This is a genomic window from Salipaludibacillus sp. CUR1 (genome assembly GCF_021028955.1).
In the GTDB taxonomy this organism is placed as follows: domain Bacteria; phylum Bacillota; class Bacilli; order Bacillales; family Salisediminibacteriaceae; genus Salipaludibacillus.
On record NZ_JAIWPE010000094.1, the window covers coordinates 92,319 to 113,254 of the forward strand.

The 20,936-nt window shown below is 44.1% G+C and carries 15 protein-coding genes; 9 read left to right on the forward strand and 6 right to left on the reverse strand.

The genetic code is table 11. The annotated features are described in order from the left end of the window. Positions 1-283 precede the first annotated feature (283 nt). Together K8O68_RS16200 and K8O68_RS16205 are read left to right on the forward strand one after the other, a co-directional pair. Entirely contained in the window at positions 284-1,606 is a 1,323-nt protein-coding gene (locus K8O68_RS16200) for an ABC transporter substrate-binding protein (RefSeq protein WP_230897840.1), read from the forward strand. Positions 1,607-1,703: 97 nt separating this feature from the next. Beyond that, positions 1,704-3,050 (forward strand): glycoside hydrolase family 30 protein, encoded by a 1,347-nt coding sequence (locus K8O68_RS16205; RefSeq protein ID WP_230897841.1) that lies wholly within the window; start codon positions 1,704-1,706, stop codon positions 3,048-3,050. 138 nt (positions 3,051-3,188) lie between these two features. On the opposite strand, the gene K8O68_RS16210 is transcribed toward K8O68_RS16205, so the two are convergent. The 4 genes from K8O68_RS16210 to K8O68_RS16225 are packed head-to-tail and all read right to left on the reverse strand — an operon-like array spanning position 3,189 to position 8,364. After that, positions 3,189-4,340 (reverse strand): mannitol-1-phosphate 5-dehydrogenase, encoded by a 1,152-nt coding sequence (locus K8O68_RS16210; RefSeq protein WP_230897842.1) that lies wholly within the window; start codon positions 4,338-4,340, stop codon positions 3,189-3,191. Continuing rightward, positions 4,341-4,778: a PTS mannitol transporter subunit IIA gene (locus tag K8O68_RS16215; protein ID WP_230897843.1), complete on the reverse strand. Its 438-nt coding sequence runs from the start codon at positions 4,776-4,778 to the stop codon at positions 4,341-4,343. Continuing rightward, positions 4,771-6,918 carry a BglG family transcription antiterminator gene (locus K8O68_RS21665; RefSeq protein WP_370640538.1) on the reverse strand — a complete coding sequence of 716 codons (2,148 nt, stop codon included), beginning with the start codon at positions 6,916-6,918 and terminating at the stop codon, positions 4,771-4,773. Before K8O68_RS21665 ends, K8O68_RS16215 begins: the two co-directional genes overlap by 8 nt. Before the next feature lie 24 nt (positions 6,919-6,942). Beyond that, positions 6,943-8,364 (reverse strand): PTS mannitol transporter subunit IIBC, encoded by a 1,422-nt coding sequence (locus tag K8O68_RS16225; RefSeq protein ID WP_230897845.1) that lies wholly within the window; start codon positions 8,362-8,364, stop codon positions 6,943-6,945. 694 nt (positions 8,365-9,058) lie between these two features. On the opposite strand from K8O68_RS16225, the gene glmS reads away from it, so the two are divergent. After that, a complete protein-coding gene (gene glmS, locus K8O68_RS16230; protein ID WP_230897846.1) occupies positions 9,059-10,861 on the forward strand; it encodes a glutamine--fructose-6-phosphate transaminase (isomerizing) in 1,803 nt (600 codons plus the stop codon). 277 nt (positions 10,862-11,138) lie between these two features. On the opposite strand, the gene katG is transcribed toward glmS, so the two are convergent. Further along, positions 11,139-13,346 (reverse strand): catalase/peroxidase HPI, encoded by a 2,208-nt coding sequence (katG, locus tag K8O68_RS16235; RefSeq protein ID WP_230897847.1) that lies wholly within the window; start codon positions 13,344-13,346, stop codon positions 11,139-11,141. A gap of 573 nt (positions 13,347-13,919) precedes the next feature. Between katG and K8O68_RS16240 the strand changes: the two genes are divergently transcribed. Beyond that, the gene (locus K8O68_RS16240) at positions 13,920-14,264 is read left to right on the forward strand and encodes a YflT domain-containing protein (protein ID WP_093052449.1); all 345 of its coding nucleotides are present in this window, start codon (positions 13,920-13,922) and stop codon (positions 14,262-14,264) included. Positions 14,265-14,359: 95 nt separating this feature from the next. On the opposite strand, the gene K8O68_RS16245 is transcribed toward K8O68_RS16240, so the two are convergent. Beyond that, positions 14,360-15,139: a helix-turn-helix domain-containing protein gene (locus K8O68_RS16245; protein ID WP_230897848.1), complete on the reverse strand. Its 780-nt coding sequence runs from the start codon at positions 15,137-15,139 to the stop codon at positions 14,360-14,362. A gap of 137 nt (positions 15,140-15,276) precedes the next feature. Here K8O68_RS16245 and K8O68_RS16250 point away from each other — a divergent pair, with 137 nt between their 5' ends. The 5 genes from K8O68_RS16250 (at position 15,277) to K8O68_RS16270 (ending at position 20,930) form a co-directional block, all read left to right on the forward strand. Next, complete coding sequence (locus K8O68_RS16250; RefSeq protein ID WP_230897849.1) at positions 15,277-16,032, forward strand: sugar phosphate isomerase/epimerase family protein; 756 nt, start codon at positions 15,277-15,279, stop codon at positions 16,030-16,032. A 21-nt stretch (positions 16,033-16,053) separates the two neighbouring features. Next, positions 16,054-17,082, forward strand: a complete 1,029-nt coding sequence (locus tag K8O68_RS16255; protein ID WP_230897850.1) for a Gfo/Idh/MocA family protein — start codon at positions 16,054-16,056, stop codon at positions 17,080-17,082. A gap of 88 nt (positions 17,083-17,170) precedes the next feature. Continuing rightward, positions 17,171-18,139, forward strand: a complete 969-nt coding sequence (locus K8O68_RS16260) for a sugar phosphate isomerase/epimerase family protein (RefSeq protein WP_230897851.1) — start codon at positions 17,171-17,173, stop codon at positions 18,137-18,139. Between the two features lie 18 nt (positions 18,140-18,157). Continuing rightward, the gene (locus tag K8O68_RS16265; RefSeq protein ID WP_230897852.1) at positions 18,158-19,225 is read left to right on the forward strand and encodes a Gfo/Idh/MocA family protein; all 1,068 of its coding nucleotides are present in this window, start codon (positions 18,158-18,160) and stop codon (positions 19,223-19,225) included. A 262-nt stretch (positions 19,226-19,487) separates the two neighbouring features. Next, on the forward strand, positions 19,488-20,930 hold the full coding sequence (locus K8O68_RS16270; RefSeq protein ID WP_230897853.1) for an MDR family MFS transporter: 1,443 nt from the start codon (positions 19,488-19,490) through the stop codon (positions 20,928-20,930). The last annotated feature ends 6 nt before the right edge of the window (positions 20,931-20,936 follow it).

Here is a 20,936-nt window from a genome sequence, read left to right on the forward strand (position 1 = left end):
GAGTGAAAGCTTTTGAGATGAGAGATTATGAGAAATAACAGAGTGATAAATTAACCACCCGTGTGGAACAAAGAATTTCCAGGTAAGGGGCGGGGTGGTAAAAGGCCCGTCTCGTTGATTAACAGTGTTAAGCGCCACTATATATAATTATTTGCCGTTAAACCATTCTAGTCGTAAAATGTTTTGAAAAGGCCGGTGCTAATTACTTTACCGGATCTTTTTGAAAAAGTTAATACTTAAACATATCAAAATTAATACGGCAATGGTAAAGGAGAAATAATAAATGAAAGAAAAGAGTTTACTATTCACCCTGTTAATAACGGCAATAATTGCAGTTGGCTGCAATACTGGCGGTAGCAGCAACAGCAACAGCCAAAATAATTCAGGATCGGGTAATGGAGCTTCAGAAAATGATGAATCCAGTATAGGATCTGACGACAGTGAAGTGGAATTGTCCTTTTGGAATTTTGGAGCTGACTATGGTTCTTTAATTGAGGAATACACAGAAAAAAATCCTGAAATTTCTATTAACGTTCGGCAGATGGAGGTGGAAGATCACCAGACAAATCTGTTTACTTCATTATCTGCAGGAGGCGGCGCTCCTGACCTGGCTGCAATTGAAGCCTCTGAGATCGATTCTTATATAAGGGCCGAAGATAAATTTGTAAATTTATTAGATTTAGGGGCGGCTGATTTAGAGGAGGACTATCTTGATTGGGCTTGGGAGACAGGTTCAAACATAGAGGGTGACTTCTTGCTTGGCCTCCCTGCTGATATCGGCCCGACGGTGATGTATTATCGGGCAGACGTCTTTCAGGAGGCTGGCTTGCCATCTGAACCAGAGGAAGTGAAAGAGCTCATTCAAACGTGGGAAGATTACCGGCATGCGGCAGAGACTATTTTGAACGAGACAGGGAAAAAGATGGCCGATAACTTTGAAACAATATTTAAAGCGAAGCGGGACCAGGCTCCTGAACACTTTTTTAATGAAGAAAACGAGCTCATTATTGACTCATCTCCTTATATGAAAGAAGCATACGATCAGACTGCTCAATGGATTGAAGAAGGCTACACCGACAATCTCGGGATGTGGTCCAGAGAGTGGCGAAATGGTATACAGGAAGGAAGTTACGCGACGTTATTAGGCCCAGCATGGATGGGGGATATTATTAAAGAATATGCACCGGATGAATCACATTGGCGAATTGCTCCGATACCTGAAGGAGCGGGCAATTGGGGAGGTACGTGGATTACCATTCCTGAAGAAACAGAACATGCAGAAGAAGCTTATGAGTTCTTAACGTGGCTGTTAGCTCCAGAGCAGCAAATGCAATTATTTAAAGAAAGAGAAACGTTCCCGACAACCCCAGCTGTGTATGAGGATGAGGAGTTCACTCAAGCAGCTGATGATTACTATGGCGGCAAATATGCAGCAGATTTAATTGCAGAAGCGGCGCTGGAAGTTCCATATGTTCACAAAGGGCCTCATTACGAGGATGTAAATGAAGAAATCCTTATTGGTCTGAATAATGTTTACTACGGCAGTGATTCAGAAGAGGAATGGGAAGAAATTATCGGGATGGTGGAGCGGAGAATACTCAGATAAAAATGACAGAACTGGCGAGGGAAGATGGCGAAAGCCACACCGCCAGCCAGGTAAGTAAACAGCTGGGAATCGCTGGATGCCATGGGAGGAATAATCTTTGAAACACGTACAAGTTATACAAACCAGTAAGTATTCAGACAAAAAATGGGATCAGAAACAATTTTTAACATTAGATGGAAATTCGTCCTTTAATAAAGGAAATACTGAAATAACTGTTGACCCCACTTTAGAATATCAGGGGTGGTTAGGCTTTGGAGGAGCATTTACTGAAGCGGCTGCTTACACGTTGTCTCAAATATCATCAGATAAACGGCAAGACGTCATTCATGCCTATTTTGACAAGCAGGGAGGCCTGGGCTATAACCTGGGCAGAACCCACATTCACAGTTGTGATTTTGCTTTGGAAAACTATACTTATGTGGACGAAAATGACACAGCCCTAAAATCGTTCTCCATTGAGAGGGAACATAAATACGTTATTCCATTAATAAAAGAAGCTGCTAATAAAGCAAATAAAGAGCTTACACTGTTAGCTTCTCCATGGAGTCCGCCTGCTTGGATGAAAACGAATAATGAAATGAACCATGGCGGGAAGTTAAAAGAAGAGTATCGGCAAACGTGGGCTAATTATTTTGTGAAGTATATTGAAGAGATGGAGAGCGCTGGAATTCCAATATGGGGCGTAACAGTTCAAAATGAGCCTGAAGCGACGCAAGTGTGGGATTCTTGCCTTTATACAGCCGAAGAAGAAAGAGATTTTATTAAAGATTATTTAGGCCCAACGTTCTCTCAAAACGGATTGACAGATAAAAAAATCATTATATTAGATCATAACCGGGATATTATGGTCGAAAGAGCAACAACAGTATTATCAGATCCTGAAGCTTCAAAATACATTTGGGGGACCGGCAACCATTGGTACGTATCTGAAGAATTTGAGAATTTATCCAAGGTGCATGAAGCTTTCCCTGATAAACATTTAATATTTACTGAAGGATGCATTGAGGGCGGCGTTAAGTTAGGAGCGTGGGACACTGGTGAGCGTTATGCACGCAATATAATTGGAGACATGAATAATTGGCTGGAAGGCTTTATTGATTGGAATCTTGTACTTAATGAGCAGGGCGGTCCTAATCACGTAGGAAACTATTGTGATGCCCCTGTCATTGCCGATACAAAAAAAGACGAGATCCATTTTAACAGCTCTTATTACTATATTGGACATTTCAGTAAATATATTGAACCAGGAGCAAAGAGAATCGCTGTGAACTCAACTCTGGAGAGAGTGTCTGTCACCGCTTTTAAAAATCCGAATCGTGAGGTCGTTATTGTCATTCTTAATGAAAATGATGAGGAACATCATACTGTTCTAAACTTTGAAAACTGCCAAACAGACATTACTGTACCAAAAAGATCTATCACAACCTGCATTATTAAAAGCTAAGGCAAAGGAAGCTTGAGGGAGCTCGCAGAGAAGGCCATCAGGAATTCAATAGGATATAAGCAATAAAGAAAAGCCGTTTAGCAGGTCTTTAAATTGAGACTTACTAACGGCTTTTTTATGCGGGTTAAACAGTTCCTGTTATGATAGTGAGAAGGATGTGTATTTAGCAGTTACTTCTTCAACGATTTGCCCGTTTTCTTCTAATCCTGAAATTTGGCTGAATGCTTTTCTGACCCCATATGACTGAATTTTTTCCTGAAGTTCTACTGCTTCTGAATCCTCAGGGAAGTCGTAACGTAAAGCGGCCACAATCCCGTTTAATAAACCTTCCGGAACAACGTTTCTTGCCATTAGCTGTCTGACAGGGCTAACGAGGCGTTCATTATAACCGAGTTTCTTTACCGGCTGTCTGGCAACCCGGGTCACTTCATCTGTCAAATAAGGGTTAGTAAACCTCTCAATAATCTTTTCTATATATAGCTGGTGTTCGTCAGGGTCAAACCCATGCTTTTCGCAGATTAGCCGGCCAGTCTCTTTAAGCCCGTGAAGCACTTTCTCTTTTACCTTCTGGTCCAGCAGGGTGTCCTGAATCGTTTGTTTTCCGGCCTGATAGCCGTTATAAGCAGCTAAAGCATGCCCAGTGTTCACCGTAAATAATTTTCTTTCAATGTAAGCCTCTAAATTTCCAACAAAATGAACATCCTGTACAGGAGGTATGGGTCCCTTTATCGATTTTTTATCGACTGCCCACTCAAAGAACGGCTCGACCAGGACATCAAGCAAATTTTCCTGGTTCTGGTCAGGAACAATCCGGTCTACAGCCGCATTCGGAAATCCGATCAGACGCTCAACAGTGTCGGTTGTCTGATTGTCCAAGTGCTCCACAACAGCGCTTTTTAACTGGTCGCTTCCCCCAATAGCATTTTCACAGGCGATAACGTTTAAGGGCTGTTCTGATTGAGATACTCTCTTCGTTAATCCTTTTGCGATTAGAGGGGCAATATGAGGAAGAATATGAGCTCCTACAGCTGTAGTCACAAGATCCGCCCGGGTAATCGCCTCAGTAATTTTCTGTTCATCTTTTATAGAATGAAGGCCCCGGACAGCAGATACAGTAAAAGACCTTTTTCCCTGCTCTGCGTAATAAACATTATAAGCTTGTTTTTCATTTATGGCGTCTATCAGGGCATCGTTAATATCAACAAACACCGTCTCATACCCTGATTCGGCCAGAAGTTTTCCAATAAAGCCGCGTCCAATATTCCCAGCTCCAAAATGAACAGCAATCATTTACCCCACCTCGCTGAACAAGGAAAGAAGGTCTTCTTCGGACTTTGCATTCACCATTTTTTCAATGTTTTCTTCGTCCGAGCAGACAATAGCGATTTTAGAGAGGATTTCCAGGTGTTCATTGTCTTTGCCGGCAATGCCAAAAATCATTTTCACCTGATTCCCGTCGCCGTAATCAACAGGTTCAGCCAGTTGAAGAATAGAAATCCCTGATGCGTGGACACTGCTTTTAGCGTCTTCCGTCCCATGGGGGATGGCAATAGAGTTGCCCATAAATGTAGAAGTAATTTCTTCTCTCTCAAACATTTTTTCAATGTAATCCTCGTTAACATAACCTCCATCTACGAGGATTTGACCGGCTTGGCGGATCGCTTCTTCTTTAGAATTAACTTTCTTATTTAATCTCACATTTTCTATAGAAATAATTGGTTTACTCATAATAAGGATTCTCCTTTTTTAAATAATCTTGGTAAAAATTCAGCAGTTTGACACTCAGGAACTCGGAGATCTCTTGTTCCTTTCCGCCCTCAAATAAGGAGATACTTCTCTCATTTTCAATGATGGCACTGCTGATAGTGCTTAATATTTCTGTCTCTTCGTCTGTCATGTCAGTAGGACCTAGCATAATCAGAACTCTTTTCATCTCAATATCATTTTCGTCCATAGCTTTAACTTCAACTGCTTCAGACAAGTTAAGAATAACGAAAAGCGGCCTGATGACTGAGCTGTTTCTGGTGTGGAATAAGGCTATGTGAGTCTCCGGTATGCCTAAACCGGAGAGTTCAGCCCTTTTTTTCAGACTTTTTATTACTTCATGTTCATCTGCCACAAGGCGGTCATCTTTCAGCTTACAAACAACTTGAAGCAAAGAATCCCACAAACCGCTTCCCTGCTCAGCCTCATATAAATGAAAGTTCCTCAGTAAATGGGCAGAAGCGGATAAACTTTTTTGCAAGTTACTGAATATATCTTTAACTGGAGAGCGGGGCTTTGAAGTGTCCTGCTTTTCTGAGTTTTTCAGTGCAGGTTTCTCCTGTTTCACCGCATAAAAATGCTCTCTGCGATCGATATAATCTTGTATTTTAGCTACGTCATCTTTCGTCAAGAAAGGGTTGACTTGAACATAATCAACAGAATGATCGACAAGTGGAATCGTTGAGATTACTAAATCAAGCTCCTCCGGCTGAAACTTATCCAACTCGAAGAGGGAACTGTTTTTAACTTCTGTTATATTAGGGAACTCACTCTGAAGCCTGCTGGCAATCATTTTAGAAGAACCGATACCGCTGGAACAGATAACAACTGCTTTGTGGGTGCGCCTGTTGTTTTCCCGTTCCATCGCTGAACCGAAATGGAGTACAAGAAAGCCTATTTCTTCGTCGGGAATAGTCATGCCCTTGGTTAAAACGCTTTTGAAAGCCTGTTTGACAGTTGAAAACAGGTCAGGATAGGTGGCCTGAATTTTCTCCTGCAGCGGGTTGTGAATATGCATCCCTTGTTTTAAGCGGTATAAAGCCGGTTCTAAATGAGCCATAAGCCCTTGATAGAGTGAGTGATCGTTATTAAAATCAACTTCCGTACGATTGCTCACTTCATTAATTAATTTTTTGGCAACCATGACCGTATCGAGGTTATCCTCGGTAAACAGCACCTGATGGTCCTGATGAAGTTTAGCCCCTCTTAAATGCATCGTAATATAGCCTATTTCAGCCTCGGGAATGTCCAGTGAAAATGACTTTTTCAGCTCCATGGCAAGTTTTTCGGCCAGTTTATATTCTTTTTTGTTTTTTAAATGCTCAGCTAAAGACGTGTTGATACTGATGTTTTCTCCTTTGGAAATCCGCTCAAGAGCCAAGGTAAGATGGACAACAAGAGCGATATATGCCGAATCTGCGATCTGGTAATCGAGCGTGCGAATAATTTTTTTTACGGATTCTTCAACCTTCTTCAATTTGTCTATATTAATAAATCCGAGCAATTGTCCAGCGATAGATTCACTGAGGTCTGAATCCTGGTTCGGAAGCTTTCTGCGTATATATTTTAAGATTTCGCCTTCCTCAAAGTTTTCTGAAAGCAGACCGCTGATCGCTTTTCTTTTATCTGTTTCGCTGCCTGTAATCTGAATACCGAGCCCTCTTCTTCTCTCAAGCTCAAGGTCGTATTTCACCAGCCATTCATCTACTTTTTCCAAATCGTTAGTAATGGTAGCGACAGTAACATTTAAATCTACAGCGAAAGATTGAAGTTTAACCGGCTCGAAAGACTCAAGAAGCTTACAAATTATAATGACTTGCCTTTGTTCAGGCAAAAAATCAAAATGTTTAGCTTCCTGCAAGTCCTGGCTGAATTGCTTAATCTGCTCCTTAGCCCCTTTGAGAAAGATGCCTTTTCCGGCAATTTTCTCAAGAGTGAGCTCATATGGAAGCAGCAGCGAGTCAAAGGTGGCAACATCACGGTGGATAGTGCGTTCGCTCACCTGCAGGGAGTGAGCGATATCGCGGATCGTCACTCCCTCAGAATGTTTGATGAGCATCTCTAAGATGAACTTGTCTCTTGCTGAAACATACATAGGGATCACTCCGTTACAGCTGGTTCAGCTGCATCACTTTAATTCATCAATAAGCTTGTCGTATTCCGGGCTGCTCAGGAAATTATCAACAGAAATATGGTGAGCAGATGCCAATTTTTCTTTAGCACGCGGCGTTAAATCCTTGTGAGTAATAACTACATCCGCATCTTCAGGAAGGTTGCTGATAGACGTATTGGCAACTTCAATATCCAATCCCGCTTTCTTAACTTTGTCACGGAGAATGGAAGCACCCATGGCACTGGACCCCATACCTGCGTCACATGCAAAAATAATTTTATTTACAGATGAAGCATTCAGTTGTTCTGATGGTTTATCAGAATCAGCCGTCAAAGCTGAAGATACGGAACTCTCTTTTCCTTTCATCGTTTCCATTTTTGATGCTGCTTCTGTAAGGTCTGCCTCTCCTTTGTTTTTGCTGGCTTTTAATATTACGGACGCAACAGCAAATGAAATGGCTGTTGCGATGACGATACCGGAAAAGACAGGGAAATAATATCCTGGCTGGGTTAACAAAGTATAAGCAATAATACTTCCTGGTGACGGACTTGCAGGAAGCCCTGCTCCAAGTAAATTAAAAGTAAAGATCCCGCTCATCCCTCCAGCAATAGCTGCCAGAATAAGAGATGGTTTCATTAGGACATAAGGGAAATAGATTTCATGGATCCCCCCGAAGAAATGAATAATTGCAGCTCCGGGAGCTGAACGTTTAGCCATCCCTCCGCCAAAGAACATAAACGCAAGAAGAATACCAAGCCCCGGCCCAGGGTTTGTTTCAAGAAGGAAGAGAATTGATCTTCCAACTTCAGAAGCCTGCTCTAAACCTAGTGGAGTTAAAACCCCGTGGTTAATGGCATTGTTTAAGAACAGGACTTTCGCCGGTTCAATCAGGATACTTGTTAATGGAAGTAAACCGGCATCCACAATTGCTCCTACACCCACGCCCATCGCCTGGCTGAATGCAGAAACCACTGGTCCGACTCCCCCTAAACCGATAAGAGCGAGTGCACCGCCCAGAATCCCGGCTGAGAAGTTATTGATAAGCATTTCGAAACCGGGTTTAATCTTGCCCTCCAGCAGACCATCGAATTTCTTAATGATAAAGCCGCCTAAAGGCCCCATAATCATTGCTCCGATAAACATTGGAACTTCTGCGCCGACAATGACACCCATTGTCGCAGTGGCCCCGACGACCCCGCCCCGTACGCCATGGACGAGCTTACCTCCCGTAAAACCAATTAACAGAGGCAGTAAGAATGTGATCATCGGTCCTACTAACTCGGCGAAACTTTCATTAGGGAGCCAGCCATCAGGAATAAAAAGTGCAGTAATAAGACCCCATGCAATGAAAGCGCCAATGTTCGGCATAATCATGCTGCTTAAAAAGTTGCCGAACCTTTGAATCTTTGTGCGGATCGAACCTTTGTTGTCAGTCATTGTTGTCTCCTCCTTTTTTAGTGACAAAAACTTTGTCTGTCTACTTTAATAATAAAGCGCTGCCAATGCTGATTACAAAGCAATCTAAAGCTAATTTCGTCAAAGGCATTGTTGACATTTTTAATAATTCAGAGAGTGGCAAAATTATAATGGTGAATATTAGCGTGCCCAATTACCTATTAAATATTGTTTAATTGCTTCCTTATTCGGGAAGGAGGACTCCACTGTCCCCATAAACGAACCATTTTTTACGAATGGTCATACGATGTTATGGGGAACAGTCTCCCCATTAAACTGGCCAGCCTGATTATGCTAAAAAAAGTCATTTTTGTTCATAAAAAAACAATTGACCAGATTTTTACGGATGTAGTATGATTAGGCTATTCAAGAGAAGGAAGGAGGACCGGAGACCTGATTTTTTAAGCAACATAAAAGCGCCTGGACTGCGGACTGACAGGTTTATTTCGCAGTTGACGAGGAGGAGGTTCATCGAAGCATTCGGCGGATGCCTCCCGGCCGGTTTATCGCGGCCGTAAGCTTAAGCCCAAAACGGAAAGGTGACTTTCCGAACAAAGGCTTTAGCATCGATAACGCATTTATTAATGAATTTAAAAAAAACTAACAATAGATAAAGAGTGGGGCAAGTATGCCCCTTAGGAGCATTTCTTGCCCCGCCGAGGGAGGAAATGACATTATGTGTGGAATTGTAGGATATGTAGGAACGGAAAATGCAAAGGAAATCCTTTTAAGAGGTTTAGAGAAACTCGAATACCGGGGCTATGACTCTGCCGGCATTGCGATTGCCAATGATGACGGAATTCATGTATACAAGGAAAAAGGCCGGATCGCTACGCTTCGTGAATCTGTAGATGAATCAGAAGCCGGGATGATTGGGATAGGACATACCCGCTGGGCGACGCACGGTGCGCCAAGCCAGCTGAATGCCCACCCGCATCAGAGTACAACAGCCAGGTATACGATTGTTCATAACGGAGTTATTGAAAACTATGAATACATTCGCAGAGAGCACCTTCCTCACGTAGAGATGGTCAGTGAAACGGATACGGAGATCATCGTTCAGCTTGTGGAAAAATTCGCTTCTGAAGGTTTTGAAACAGAAGAAGCGTTCCGCAAAGCTTTAAGCGTGTTGAAAGGGTCTTATGCGACAGCTCTGTTAGACCTTGAAGATCCAGATACTATTTATGTAGGAAAAAATAAAAGTCCGCTCCTTGTTGGACTAAGTGATGGTGTAAATGTCGTAGCGAGTGATGCGATGGCTATGCTGCAGGTTACCAATGAGTTCGTTGAAATTATGGACGAAGAAATCGTAACGGTCACAAGAGATAAAGCGGTCATAAAGACGCTTGATGGTGAAGAGGTTACACGGGACCCGTATGTGGCTGAAATTGACAGTACGGATATTGAAAAAGGCACTTATCCTCATTATATGCTCAAAGAAATTGACGAGCAGCCTTTTGTCATCCGTAATATCATCACGAAATACAAGGATGCAGACGACAGCATTAAGCTTGATGAACAAGTTCGTCAGGCTGTCATTGATGCTGACCGGATTTATATTATTGCGGCAGGAACGAGTTACCACGCAGGCCTTGTCGGGAAAGAGCTGATCGAAAAGATTGCCAATATCCCTGTAGAAACGCACATCGCCAGCGAATTTCTCTACAACATGCCGCTGTTAAGTAAAAAACCACTCTTTATATTTATTTCACAGAGCGGGGAAACAGCAGATTCCCGCGGAGTACTCGTCAATGTGAAAAAGTTAGGCCATAAAACATTAACTATTACGAACGTGCCGGGTTCAACCTTGTCCCGCGAAGCAGATCACACACTGCACACGTATGCCGGCCCTGAAATTGCTGTAGCTTCCACGAAAGCTTACACTGCCCAAATGGCTGTTCTTGCTATTATGGCGGTGGACGCAGCCCGGGCTGCAGGAGTTGAAATGGATTTCGATCCGCTTCAGGAACTTGGCATTGTAGCAAACGCCATGGAAATCTTCACAGAGCAGAAGGATGTGCTTGAAGAGATTGCCCGCGACTATTTAAGCGTGGCGCGCAGCTGCTTCTTTATCGGACGTTCTATGGACTACCATGTGTGCCTTGAAGGTGCGCTTAAGCTGAAAGAAATCTCTTATATTCAGGCGGAAGGCTTCGCCGGCGGAGAATTAAAGCACGGCACAATTGCTTTAATTGAAGAAGGCACCCCTGTCGTCGGCCTTGCCACTCAGGAAGCAGTTCACCTAAATCTTCGAGGTAATATGAAAGAAGTTGTTGCCCGCGGAGCGTATCCTTGTATGATCAGCATGGAAGGTTTCGCAGAAGAAGACGATAAAATTGTCATCCCTAAAGTCCACGATTACCTCACACCATTAGTGAGCGTGATTCCAATGCAGCTTATCTCATACTATGCTGCCCTCCATAGAGGATGCGACGTAGATAAGCCAAGGAATCTGGCTAAAAGTGTGACGGTTGAGTAGTTCAAGGAACACGGAGAGGCTTTATGTATAGTTTTTAAAGTATTATATACAGCTTTAAACTAAGTACTAAACAAACGTAAAAACTGAGCAATAAGAAGGTATGTTACTTCTTTTGCTCAGTTTTTTATATTTAAGGGAGTAGTGGCGACTGATTGCATAAGAAAAAGCACCTTGACCGTGAGCCTGGCCTGAAACGGGAAGGCCAGGCTGACTTGGAAGGTGCTTTGTTGCCGGATGATTTTTGCAGTGCAATCTATACCTGCAAAATCTCCGAATATTATAAGCTTAATTGCTCTTCTTTGTTTTTAAGGTCGAAACGATCGGCGTTCATGATCTTGACCCATGCAGAGATAAAGTCCTTAACAAACTTTTCTTTGTTGTCGTCCTGTGCATACACTTCAGCAAGTGCTCGGAGAACGGAATGGGATCCGAAGACCAGGTCGACTCTCGTACCGGTACGTATCACTTCTCCGGTCTGCCGGTCTCGTCCTTCATAGAGGCCTTTGTCTGCAAGACGCCACTCTACTCCCATATCCAGCAGGTTCACAAAGAAGTCGTTCGTGAGTTTGCCGACACGATTTGTGAAGACGCCGTGCTTTGTGTCGCCATGGTTGGCACCAAGAACACGCATACCGCCCACAAGGACTGTCATTTCAGGAGCCGTTAGTCCGAGAAGCTGTGCCTTATCTACAAGCAGCTCTTCTGAACTGACAGCATACTCTTTCTTCTGGTAATTCCTGAAACCATCCGCTGCCGGCTCCAGCACTTCAAAGCTTTCTTCGTCTGTCTGCTCCTCAGTAGCATCCCCGCGTCCAGGAGTAAATGGAACTTTCACATCAAAACCTGCATCTTTTGCCGCTTTTTCGACAGCTGCACTTCCGCCCAGTACGATCAAGTCAGCCAGGCTGATGTTTTTATCAAAATCGTTTTGAATACCTTCAAGAACTGTCAGAACTTTTGAAAGCTGTTCCGGCTCATTCGCTTCCCAGTCCTTCTGTGGAGAAAGCCGGACACGAGCGCCATTCGCGCCGCCGCGCATATCCGAGCCGCGGAATGTGCTGGCTGAAGCCCAAGCCGCTTTGACAAGTTCGCTTACTGTCAGTCCGGAGTCGAGGATCTTAGTTTTCAAGTCTTCAATTTCCGCATCTGACAATTCATAATCCACTTTCGGTACCGGGTCCTGCCAGATGAATTCTTCTTTCGGAACTTCCGGGCCGAGGTATCGGTCACGAGGTCCCATGTCACGATGGAGCAGTTTAAACCAGGCATGTGCAAAGGCATCGGCAAACTCGTCCGGATTTTCGTGGAAACGTCGTGAAATCTTTTCGTATGCAGGATCCATGCGCATAGCCATGTCAGCCGTAGTCATCATAATCGGCACCCGGTCGTTTGGATCTGCTGCATCAGGAGCATGATGCTCTTCATCGAGACCAACGGCTTTCCACTGATAGGCGCCGGCAGGGCTCTTTGTGAGCTCCCATTCATATCCAAACAGAACATCAAAATAACTCATATCCCACTTTGTCGGAGTCGGAGTCCAGGCACCTTCAATGCCGCTCGTAATCGTATAAGGGCCATTGCCGGTTTCATAAGTGCTTTTCCAGCCGAAACCCTGCGCTTCAATAGGAGACCCTTCCGGTTCCTCACTGACATGAGAGGCATCGCCTGCACCGTGGGCCTTACCAAATGTATGACCGCCTGCTGTGAGAGCAACGGTTTCTTCATCGTTCATTCCCATACGTGCAAAAGTTTCCCGGATATCCCGGCCGCTTCCGACTGGGTCAGGCTCGCCGTTTGGACCTTCGGGATTCACATAAATCAAGCCCATTTGAACGGCAGCAAGCGGGTTCTCCAGCTCACGGTCACCTGAGTAACGCTGATCTTCAAGCCACTCTGTTTCAGGACCCCAGTTGACATCTTCTTCAGGATGCCAGATGTCTTCGCGTCCTGCACCGAATCCAATAGTCTTTCCGCCCATTGATTCAATTGCCACGTTTCCGGCAAGAACAATGAGATCTGCCCAGGATATCTTGTTGCCGTACTTTTGTTTAACAGGCCAAAGCAGACGCCGGGCTTTGTCGAGGTTGCCGTTATCCGGCCAGCTGTTAAGAGGAGCAAAACGCTGGGATCCGCTGCCGCCGCCTCCGCGGCCGTCTCCCGTACGATATGTGCCTGCTGCGTGCCATGACATACGAATAAAGAATGGCCCGTAATGTCCATAATCTGCCGGCCACCAATCCTGGCTGTCTGTCATGACCTCGTGAAGATCCTTCTTCATTGCTTGATAGTCCAGCTTTTTAAATTCTTCTGCATAATCAAAATCTTCCCCCAGCGGGTTCGTTTTTGTATCATGCTGATGAAGAATATCCAGGTTCAGCAGGTTGGGCCACCAGTCCTTGTTAGTCGTTCCTCTGTCGGATTGACTAGGCATACTTTGGTGGGTGACCGGACACTTTCCAACACTCTCATTGTCTTTCATATCCATGCGTAAATCCCCTTTCAATTTTAGATAAGCGGCGAAGGGCCTCTTACCGATTTGATTTATAGATAATAATTAATCTTACATTAAAATTATACTAAATAATTATTTTCATAGAAAGCGATATGCCTGGAAAAAAATAATAGTTTTTCAAATAACTAAATTTAGGTGTGGATTACTTTTCTGGTTATGGGGCTAAGAAGTTGAATGTTTAAACATGAATGTAAGCAGCAAATACAGCCTGAAAAGCCCTCCCTGCCAGACTGGAAACGGTTATATATATGTACAGTACGGTTACGAAACATTATAAGTGGCTGTGAATAAGCAAGTTTAGCAGAAGGAGTTCTCGTGGAGTTAATTTAAAGTGAAGAGGACCTGGTGACTTATTCCCGTTTTCTTGAATAGTTAAACGTCAGCTAAGCAAAAATTCCCCCTTTTTGAAAAAAACCGGTTTTAAGATTGATTTTATTTTTATAAGGGTAAGCGTAAACTAGCATGTTTATTGACCATGCACTCTAATTAACAAATGGTTACTATCCAAAAAACGAAGATTTTCACTTTTAAAAGGAGGAAAAAAACATGAGCAGTCCTAAATTTAAACTTTTCCATAACGATGAAACATTAAGCGAATCGGTTGGCAAACTTAGAAAAGACGGTGTCAGGGATGATGATATTTACGTTATTTCCCATGACAATGACCATGAGAGAAGAACGAGAAAGAGTACGGATGCCAACAAGGTCGGTGTAAGCGAAGTCGGTGCAGGTACAGCATTGAAGAATGTATTCCGGAACAAAGGTGATAAGCTCAGGTCAAAAATGAAAGAAATTGGCATTGACGCTGATAAAGCAGAAGATCTGGAAGAGGAATTGGATAAAGGGAAAACTTTACTTGTGGTAACGAATCAGGATAAAGTAGAGTTTTAAAAACCTTTCTTATAAAAGGGAGAAAATTAAAGATTTACAATTATAACGGTTATAGAACCTGTCTTGAAGGCTTTCTCAAGGCAGGTTCTTTTTTGCTATGACGACTGCTGGCGGCGGAATTGTCCGGGGGACTGGCCGAAATGTTTTTTAAAAACGCGGTGGAAGTAAGGATAGGTGTTAAACCCGCAGTTCTCTGCAATATGTTCTAAAGTCATCGAGGAGTACTGCATTTGGTTCAGGGCGGTCGCGAGCCGGATATCGAGGGCATACTGAATGATCGTTTGGCCCGTATGCTCTTTGAATAAATGAACCGCACGGGAAACACTTAAATTAACGTGAGCAGCGACATCCTCTACTTTAAAAGAAGTGGTGGCCTGTTCTTCAATATAGCGCATCATTTGTGTCACATTAAATGGCCGGTCGACTTTGTGGGATACATCGTTAATCGACTGTTCAATCGACAGGCAAAGAGCCTGCAAAAGGTAACGGGCCAGGTCAGGATTCTTCTCTTGTTTAGGACGGCGCTCTTCAATGGTTAAATGACGCCAGAGACCGAGGAGCTTTTCATCGAGATGGAGGTTGGTTATCGCAGGGAGACGGGATGACTCCCACCACTGGTCGATCCAGGAACCTTGACAGAAAATATGATAATCAATGCTGTCCTGGTTACCCGGTGTAAATATTCTGTATGGATCGCCAGGCTTACCGAGGAAGAGGTCTCCTTTGCTGATGGGATACGTTTTATGATGATGGGTGATCGTGGCCGTTCCTTCTATTTGCAAGCGGAATAAGTAACTTGTTAAACCGGATTGCCTCTGGTCCTGATAGCCTTTTTTATGATGAGAATAGCCGCAAAAACCCACTTCAACCGACATCCCATTCCCCTCCTGAAAATAAAATAGCAAAATAGTATATGTTTTCATTATATAATCTATTTTTTTGTACCACAAGCCGAGGTAAGATACAGGTAAATGTTAAACGCTTACTATAATTTAAAAAGGGTGGTAACGATATGGAAAAACCACAAATCGCAGTGCAATTGTTTACCTTACGTGAAGAAATGGCCAAAGATCCTAAAGGAACCCTTCGCCGCGTAGCTGAACTTGGTTTCGATGGTGTGGAATTTGCCGGGTATAGCGGACTCACGGTGGAGGAAACGAAACAAACAATTGATGAGCTTGGTTTAAAGGCAGCAGCCAGCCACGTCCCTTTGGAAGATTTAAAAGAAAATTTATCCGGGGTGATTGAAGACCAGAAAGTATTAGGCAGCCGTTATCTCGTTGTGCCTTTCCTGGAAGAAAATGAACAGACGGAAGAAGGCTACTTATCTCTAATTGCCTTTTTGCAAGAGGCAGGAAAGACGTGCCGTGAACAAGGGATCACTCTCTGCTATCATAACCACGATTTTGAATTGGATTTACTCCCAAATGACGGCCGCCAGGCTTTGTCAGCTATATTCAATGAAACAACTGCCGGGGAACTCATGACAGAGTTAGACGTCTATTGGCTAAAAAAAGCTGATGAAGATCCGGCAGACTGGATTAAACGCTATCATGAGAGGACACCGCTCATTCACTTGAAAGATATGACACCAGATGAAGAGGGGTTTTTTGCTGAACTTGGAACAGGAGGAGTAGACATAGAGGAAATAACAAAACTGTCTGCCACTCAAAAAATAGACTGGTGGATCATTGAACAGGATGTCTCCCGCCGGGACCCGTTAGAAAGCATTGAAATTAGTATCAACTACTTAAAAGAAATTATGTAATCTGAAAGGATGAACAATCATATGACCACTTTAAAAATAGCAGTTATAGGATGCGGAAGCATCGCTCAGTTTCGTCATTTACCGGAATATGAAGCTCAGCCCAACGTAGAAATTGCGGCTGTTTGCGACATAATTGAATCAAGAGCTAGTGAAATTGCTGAGAAGTATAAGGCGAAAGCTTATACCGATTACCGCGAGCTACTAAAAGACAGTGCGATTGATGCCGTAAGTGTCTGTACTCCAAATGCTCTGCATGCACCAGTGACCATTGCAAGTCTGGAAGCGGGTAAACACGTTCTTTGTGAAAAACCGATGGCCACGTCCATAAAAGAAGCAGAAGAGATGATACAGGCAGCTGAGACAGCAGGCAAGCAATTAATGATCGCCCATAATCAAAGGTTTGTTCCTTCACACGAAAAAGCCCGCCAATTAATCGCCTCTGGAGAACTTGGCAAGGTTTACAGTTTCCGCACCACTTTCGGCCACGGCGGCCCGGAAGGATGGAGCGTGGATGGTAAAGACAGCTGGTTTTTTGATAAGGAAAAGGCCTTCATTGGAACAATGGGAGATTTAGGTGTCCATAAAACCGATTTAATGCGTTACATCCTGGGAGAAGAATTTGTTGAAGTAGGAGCTTTCGTGGAAACGAGTGCGAAAGAAAACAGTGATGTAGACGATAATGCCGTCTGTGTTTTGAAAACAGAAAGCGGAACAGTTGGAACCCTTGCAGCCAGCTGGTCTTATACAGCGGGTGAAGATAACTCTACAGTTATTTACGCAGAGAAAGGGATTGTACGGCTTGAAGATGATCCGGAGTACTCTCTGATCGTCCAGTATCAGACAGGGGAAGTAATCAAGTACCAGCTTGGCGGCATCCAGTCAAATGACAGCGGCGGCCAGACAAGCAGTGATGTGATTCACCACTTTACGACCTCAATTGAAAAAAGCAGCACATCACCGGTATCCGGAGATGAAGGCATGAAATCATTGGCAGTGGTTCTGGGGGCTTTAAAATCAAATGAAACGAAGACGATTGTAAAAATCAATTAGCCTTGGTGGCAGAAAACCAGCAGGTTAAATATAGCTTTTTATTAGGAAGAATTCTATATTACAGTATCAGACAGAAAGGGTGTATGACATGAAGTTAGGTGTGTTTACAGTATTATTCTCGAAGCTGTCGTTTGAAGAAATGCTGGACAAAGTGAAGGCGTCAGGCCTGGACGCTGTAGAAATCGGTACAGGAGGATACCCGGGGGATGCTCACTGTAACGTGGATGAGCTGATTGAAAGTGAAGAGGCTCGTCAAGCATATCAGAAAGCGCTTAATGATCGCGGGATCGTTATCAGTGCCTTCAGCTGTCACGGAAATCCAATTACGCCGGACGAGGCATTTGCAAGCGAATCAGATGAAATCTTGCGGAAAACGATTAAATTAGCTTCATTGATGAATGTGCCTGTCGTGAACGGATTCTCTGGTACTGCGGGGGATCACGAAGGGGCAAAGTATCCGAACTGGCCGGTTTCCCCTTGGCCAAGTGAGTATTCAGATATTTTGGAGTGGCAATGGGAAGAAAAATTAGTCCCTTACTGGAAAGAAATTGGGCAGCTTGCTGAAGAACATAATGTAAAAATCGGGCTCGAGCTTCACGGCGGATTTCTGGTTCATACCCCATATTCAATTTTAGAACTTCGAAAGCGCACATCTAAGGCGATAGGAGCCAACCTGGATCCAAGTCACCTGTGGTGGCAAGGGATTGATCCAGTTGCCGCGATAAAGATTTTAGGGAAAGAAGATGCGATTCACCATTTCCACGCGAAGGATACGTATATTGATCAGGATCACGTAAACATGCACGGGTTAACGGACATGCAGCCATATTCAAAGGTTCAGTCCCGAGCGTGGTCGTTCCGGTCTGTCGGATGCGGGCACAGCATGCAGGAATGGTCGGATATCATCAGCGCCCTGCGCACGTACGGTTACGATTATGTTGTAAGTATTGAGCATGAAGATCCTATTATGTCTATTGACGAAGGTTTTTCACGCGCCGTAAAAAATCTTGATGATGTTATCATTCGCGAGCAGCCTTCCGATATGTGGTGGGCTTAAGAGAAAGGATTGAAAAGTATGAGCCAACAATGCAAAGTGGCCATCGTCGGATATGGTGGAATGGGCGGGCATCACGCCGATCATTTACTGGAGCTTGAGGCCTTTGACGTGGCAGGTATCCGGGATATTCGTGACTCACAGCAGGACCTTGCCCGTAATAAAGGTCTTCATGTTTATCCGTCATTAGAAGATGTACTGGGCGACGAAACAGTTGATGTCGTGCTTATTGCGACACCAAATCATATTCATAAAGAAATTGCCGTCAAAGCAATGCGGGCAGGCAAGGATGTCATCTGCGAAAAGCCTGCAACAATGAACAGCCGGGAGATGGAAGAGATGATTGAAGTTGAAAAGGAAACAGGCCGGCTGTTTGTTGTAAACCAGAACCGGCGCTGGGATGAGGATTACTTAGTTGTAAAAAAGCTTCACGATGAACAAGCGATTGGTGAAATTTTTAATGTAGAATGCCGGGTTCATGGGTCACGAGGCATTCCTGGTGACTGGCGCCAGCAAAAGGAATTTGGCGGCGGAATGCTTCTTGACTGGGGCGTGCACCTCGTCGACCGCGTTCTATTAATGTTTAATGAAAAGGTTAGTCATGTTTATTGTAAATTAAACCACGTCCGTAACAATGAAGTGGACGACGGCTTTAAAATGACACTTACTTTTGAAAGCGGAAGGACAGCGTTTCTTGAAGTCGGAACATACAATTATATTAATCTGCCGCTTTGGTACGTCAATGGTACGCAGGGCTCAGCCGTAATCCATGACTGGTCGATGAAAGGGGAAGTGGTTCATTTAGAGACAGACGAACAAAAGGATGCCGTTCCAATTACAGCAGGGGCAGGTCTAACAAAGACGATGGCGCCCCGCCGTGATGACGGGACTGTTCGTCACCTGCCGCTCCCCCGAGTCGATTCACACATCAATGAATTTTATTTTAATGTGAAAGAGTCTATTGAAGGAACAGCAGATATTCTCGTCGGAAATGAAGAGGTTCTTCAGGTTATGCGTTTATTGGAAGCGGCGTTCGAATCAGATGCTTCGGGGCAAGTGATTGCCATAGAAAATAAAGTTGGCGTTTAAGGGCAGCTGGAACTTCTGAAAAGTGGACAGACACTCCTCTATTTGTCACCTTCCCGCGAAAGGTGTATAATTTTCTTTTAGTCACACGAAAGATTAAAAGTATTAAGCAATTATATTAAGCGCCTCCAAGCTCATCGTGTATCCTTGAGAGCATGGCCGGCGCTTTCGTTTTTTATAAACAGGCTCTGTTAAACATTGAACAACCTCAACGTTTAACAGAGCCGAAATAATAGATTTACATGTAAAAAGAGGGGACTTCCTAATGGATGCGAATGAAAATTACAGTAAAGTGCTTATTGCGGCATTGCTTATTTCAGGCTCTTTTATTGCTGTTTTGAACCAGACACTGATGATTACTGCGATTCCGCCTATTATGGAGGAAATGAATATCACTGCCAATACCGGCCAGTGGCTGACGACTGTATTTATGCTAGTAAACGGAATTATGATCCCTGTATCAGCCTTTCTGATTGAAAAATATACAACCAGGCAGCTGTTTATGACAGCAATGGGTATTTTTATGGTTGGAACCCTGATTGGCGGTCTCGCCACGAACTTTCAGGTTTTAATTACAGGAAGAATTATTCAGTCTGCTGGAGCAGGTGTCATGCTTCCTCTGATGCAAACTGTCTTCCTGTTAATTTTCCCTGTGGAACGACGGGGGACGGCGATGGGCTATATTGGGCTGGTCATTTCGTTTGCGCCGGCGATTGGTCCGACTCTTTCCGGGTGGGTCACCTCAAATTACGAATGGCGCTATTTATTCTGGGGTATCCTTCCACTCGCGGTTATTATGGTGGTAGTGGCTTATTTTTATATGAGAAATGTGACTGAGCTGAAAAACCCTAAAGTTGACCCGGTTTCCATCATGCTGTCCTCGTTAGGTTTCGGAGGGCTTCTTTACGGATTTACGAGCGCAGGGAATAACGGGTGGGGCGACCCGGTGACACTCATCGTGCTGGTCGTGGCAGTTGCTTCCGTTAGTTTGTTTATTATGCGCCAGCTCCGCATGGCCCACCCGATGCTTGAGTTCAGGGTGTTTAGAAAGCGGGTTTTCACGCTTTCAACGATTATTGCCAGTATCGGCTTTATGGGGCTCATCGGGCTGGAAACACTTATTCCTCTTTATATGCAGAATATGCGTGGGTTTACCGCGGTAGAAGCAGGGCTTGTTTTGTTTCCGGGTGCATTGATTGCCGGATTAATGGCCCCGATCACTGGCAGGATTTTCGATAAAATCGGAGCAAAAGCCTTGGCAGTACCAGGATTAATTCTGATGACGATATCCACGTTCGCCTTTCTGTTCATAGATACCACGACTTCCCTGGTTTATTTGGCCGTGATGTATGCCATCCGTATGTTTGGTTTTTCGATGGTTATGATGCCGGTTAATACGGCAGGGCTGAACCAGATGCCCCGGAAACTGATTCCGCACGGGGCAGCCGTAAGTAATACGATGCGTCAGATGGCAGCTTCTATCGGGACTGCTGTCCTTGTTACGACGATGACGACCAGTGCTCAGACAGCCAGTGAGAGGACGGAAATTGCGAATCCTGATATCTTCGGAGCCATCGTAGCATTCGGAGTCATCGGCTTCTTAACAGTTATAGCTCTGCTTCTTTCTTTTCAGCTGAAAAAAACATATCCACCGACTGATGAGGAGTGGGACGCAGAAAGTAACAATCGGATAAAGGTTAAACAGTAAAAGACA

Coding starts and splice junctions, on each gene's coding strand:
- K8O68_RS16200 (WP_230897840.1), top strand. CDS start 284: ATGAAAGAAAAGAGTTTACTATTCACCCTGTTAATAACGGCAATAATT.
- K8O68_RS16210 (WP_230897842.1), bottom strand. CDS start 4,340: ATGATTGCTGTTCATTTTGGAGCTGGGAATATTGGACGCGGCTTTATT.
- K8O68_RS16215 (WP_230897843.1), bottom strand. CDS start 4,778: ATGAGTAAACCAATTATTTCTATAGAAAATGTGAGATTAAATAAGAAA.
- K8O68_RS16225 (WP_230897845.1), bottom strand. CDS start 8,364: ATGACTGACAACAAAGGTTCGATCCGCACAAAGATTCAAAGGTTCGGC.
- glmS (WP_230897846.1), top strand. CDS start 9,059: ATGTGTGGAATTGTAGGATATGTAGGAACGGAAAATGCAAAGGAAATC.
- katG (WP_230897847.1), bottom strand. CDS start 13,346: ATGGATATGAAAGACAATGAGAGTGTTGGAAAGTGTCCGGTCACCCAC.
- K8O68_RS16240 (WP_093052449.1), top strand. CDS start 13,920: ATGAGCAGTCCTAAATTTAAACTTTTCCATAACGATGAAACATTAAGC.
- K8O68_RS16245 (WP_230897848.1), bottom strand. CDS start 15,139: ATGTCGGTTGAAGTGGGTTTTTGCGGCTATTCTCATCATAAAAAAGGC.
- K8O68_RS16250 (WP_230897849.1), top strand. CDS start 15,277: ATGGAAAAACCACAAATCGCAGTGCAATTGTTTACCTTACGTGAAGAA.
- K8O68_RS16255 (WP_230897850.1), top strand. CDS start 16,054: ATGACCACTTTAAAAATAGCAGTTATAGGATGCGGAAGCATCGCTCAG.
- K8O68_RS16260 (WP_230897851.1), top strand. CDS start 17,171: ATGAAGTTAGGTGTGTTTACAGTATTATTCTCGAAGCTGTCGTTTGAA.
- K8O68_RS16265 (WP_230897852.1), top strand. CDS start 18,158: ATGAGCCAACAATGCAAAGTGGCCATCGTCGGATATGGTGGAATGGGC.
- K8O68_RS16270 (WP_230897853.1), top strand. CDS start 19,488: ATGGATGCGAATGAAAATTACAGTAAAGTGCTTATTGCGGCATTGCTT.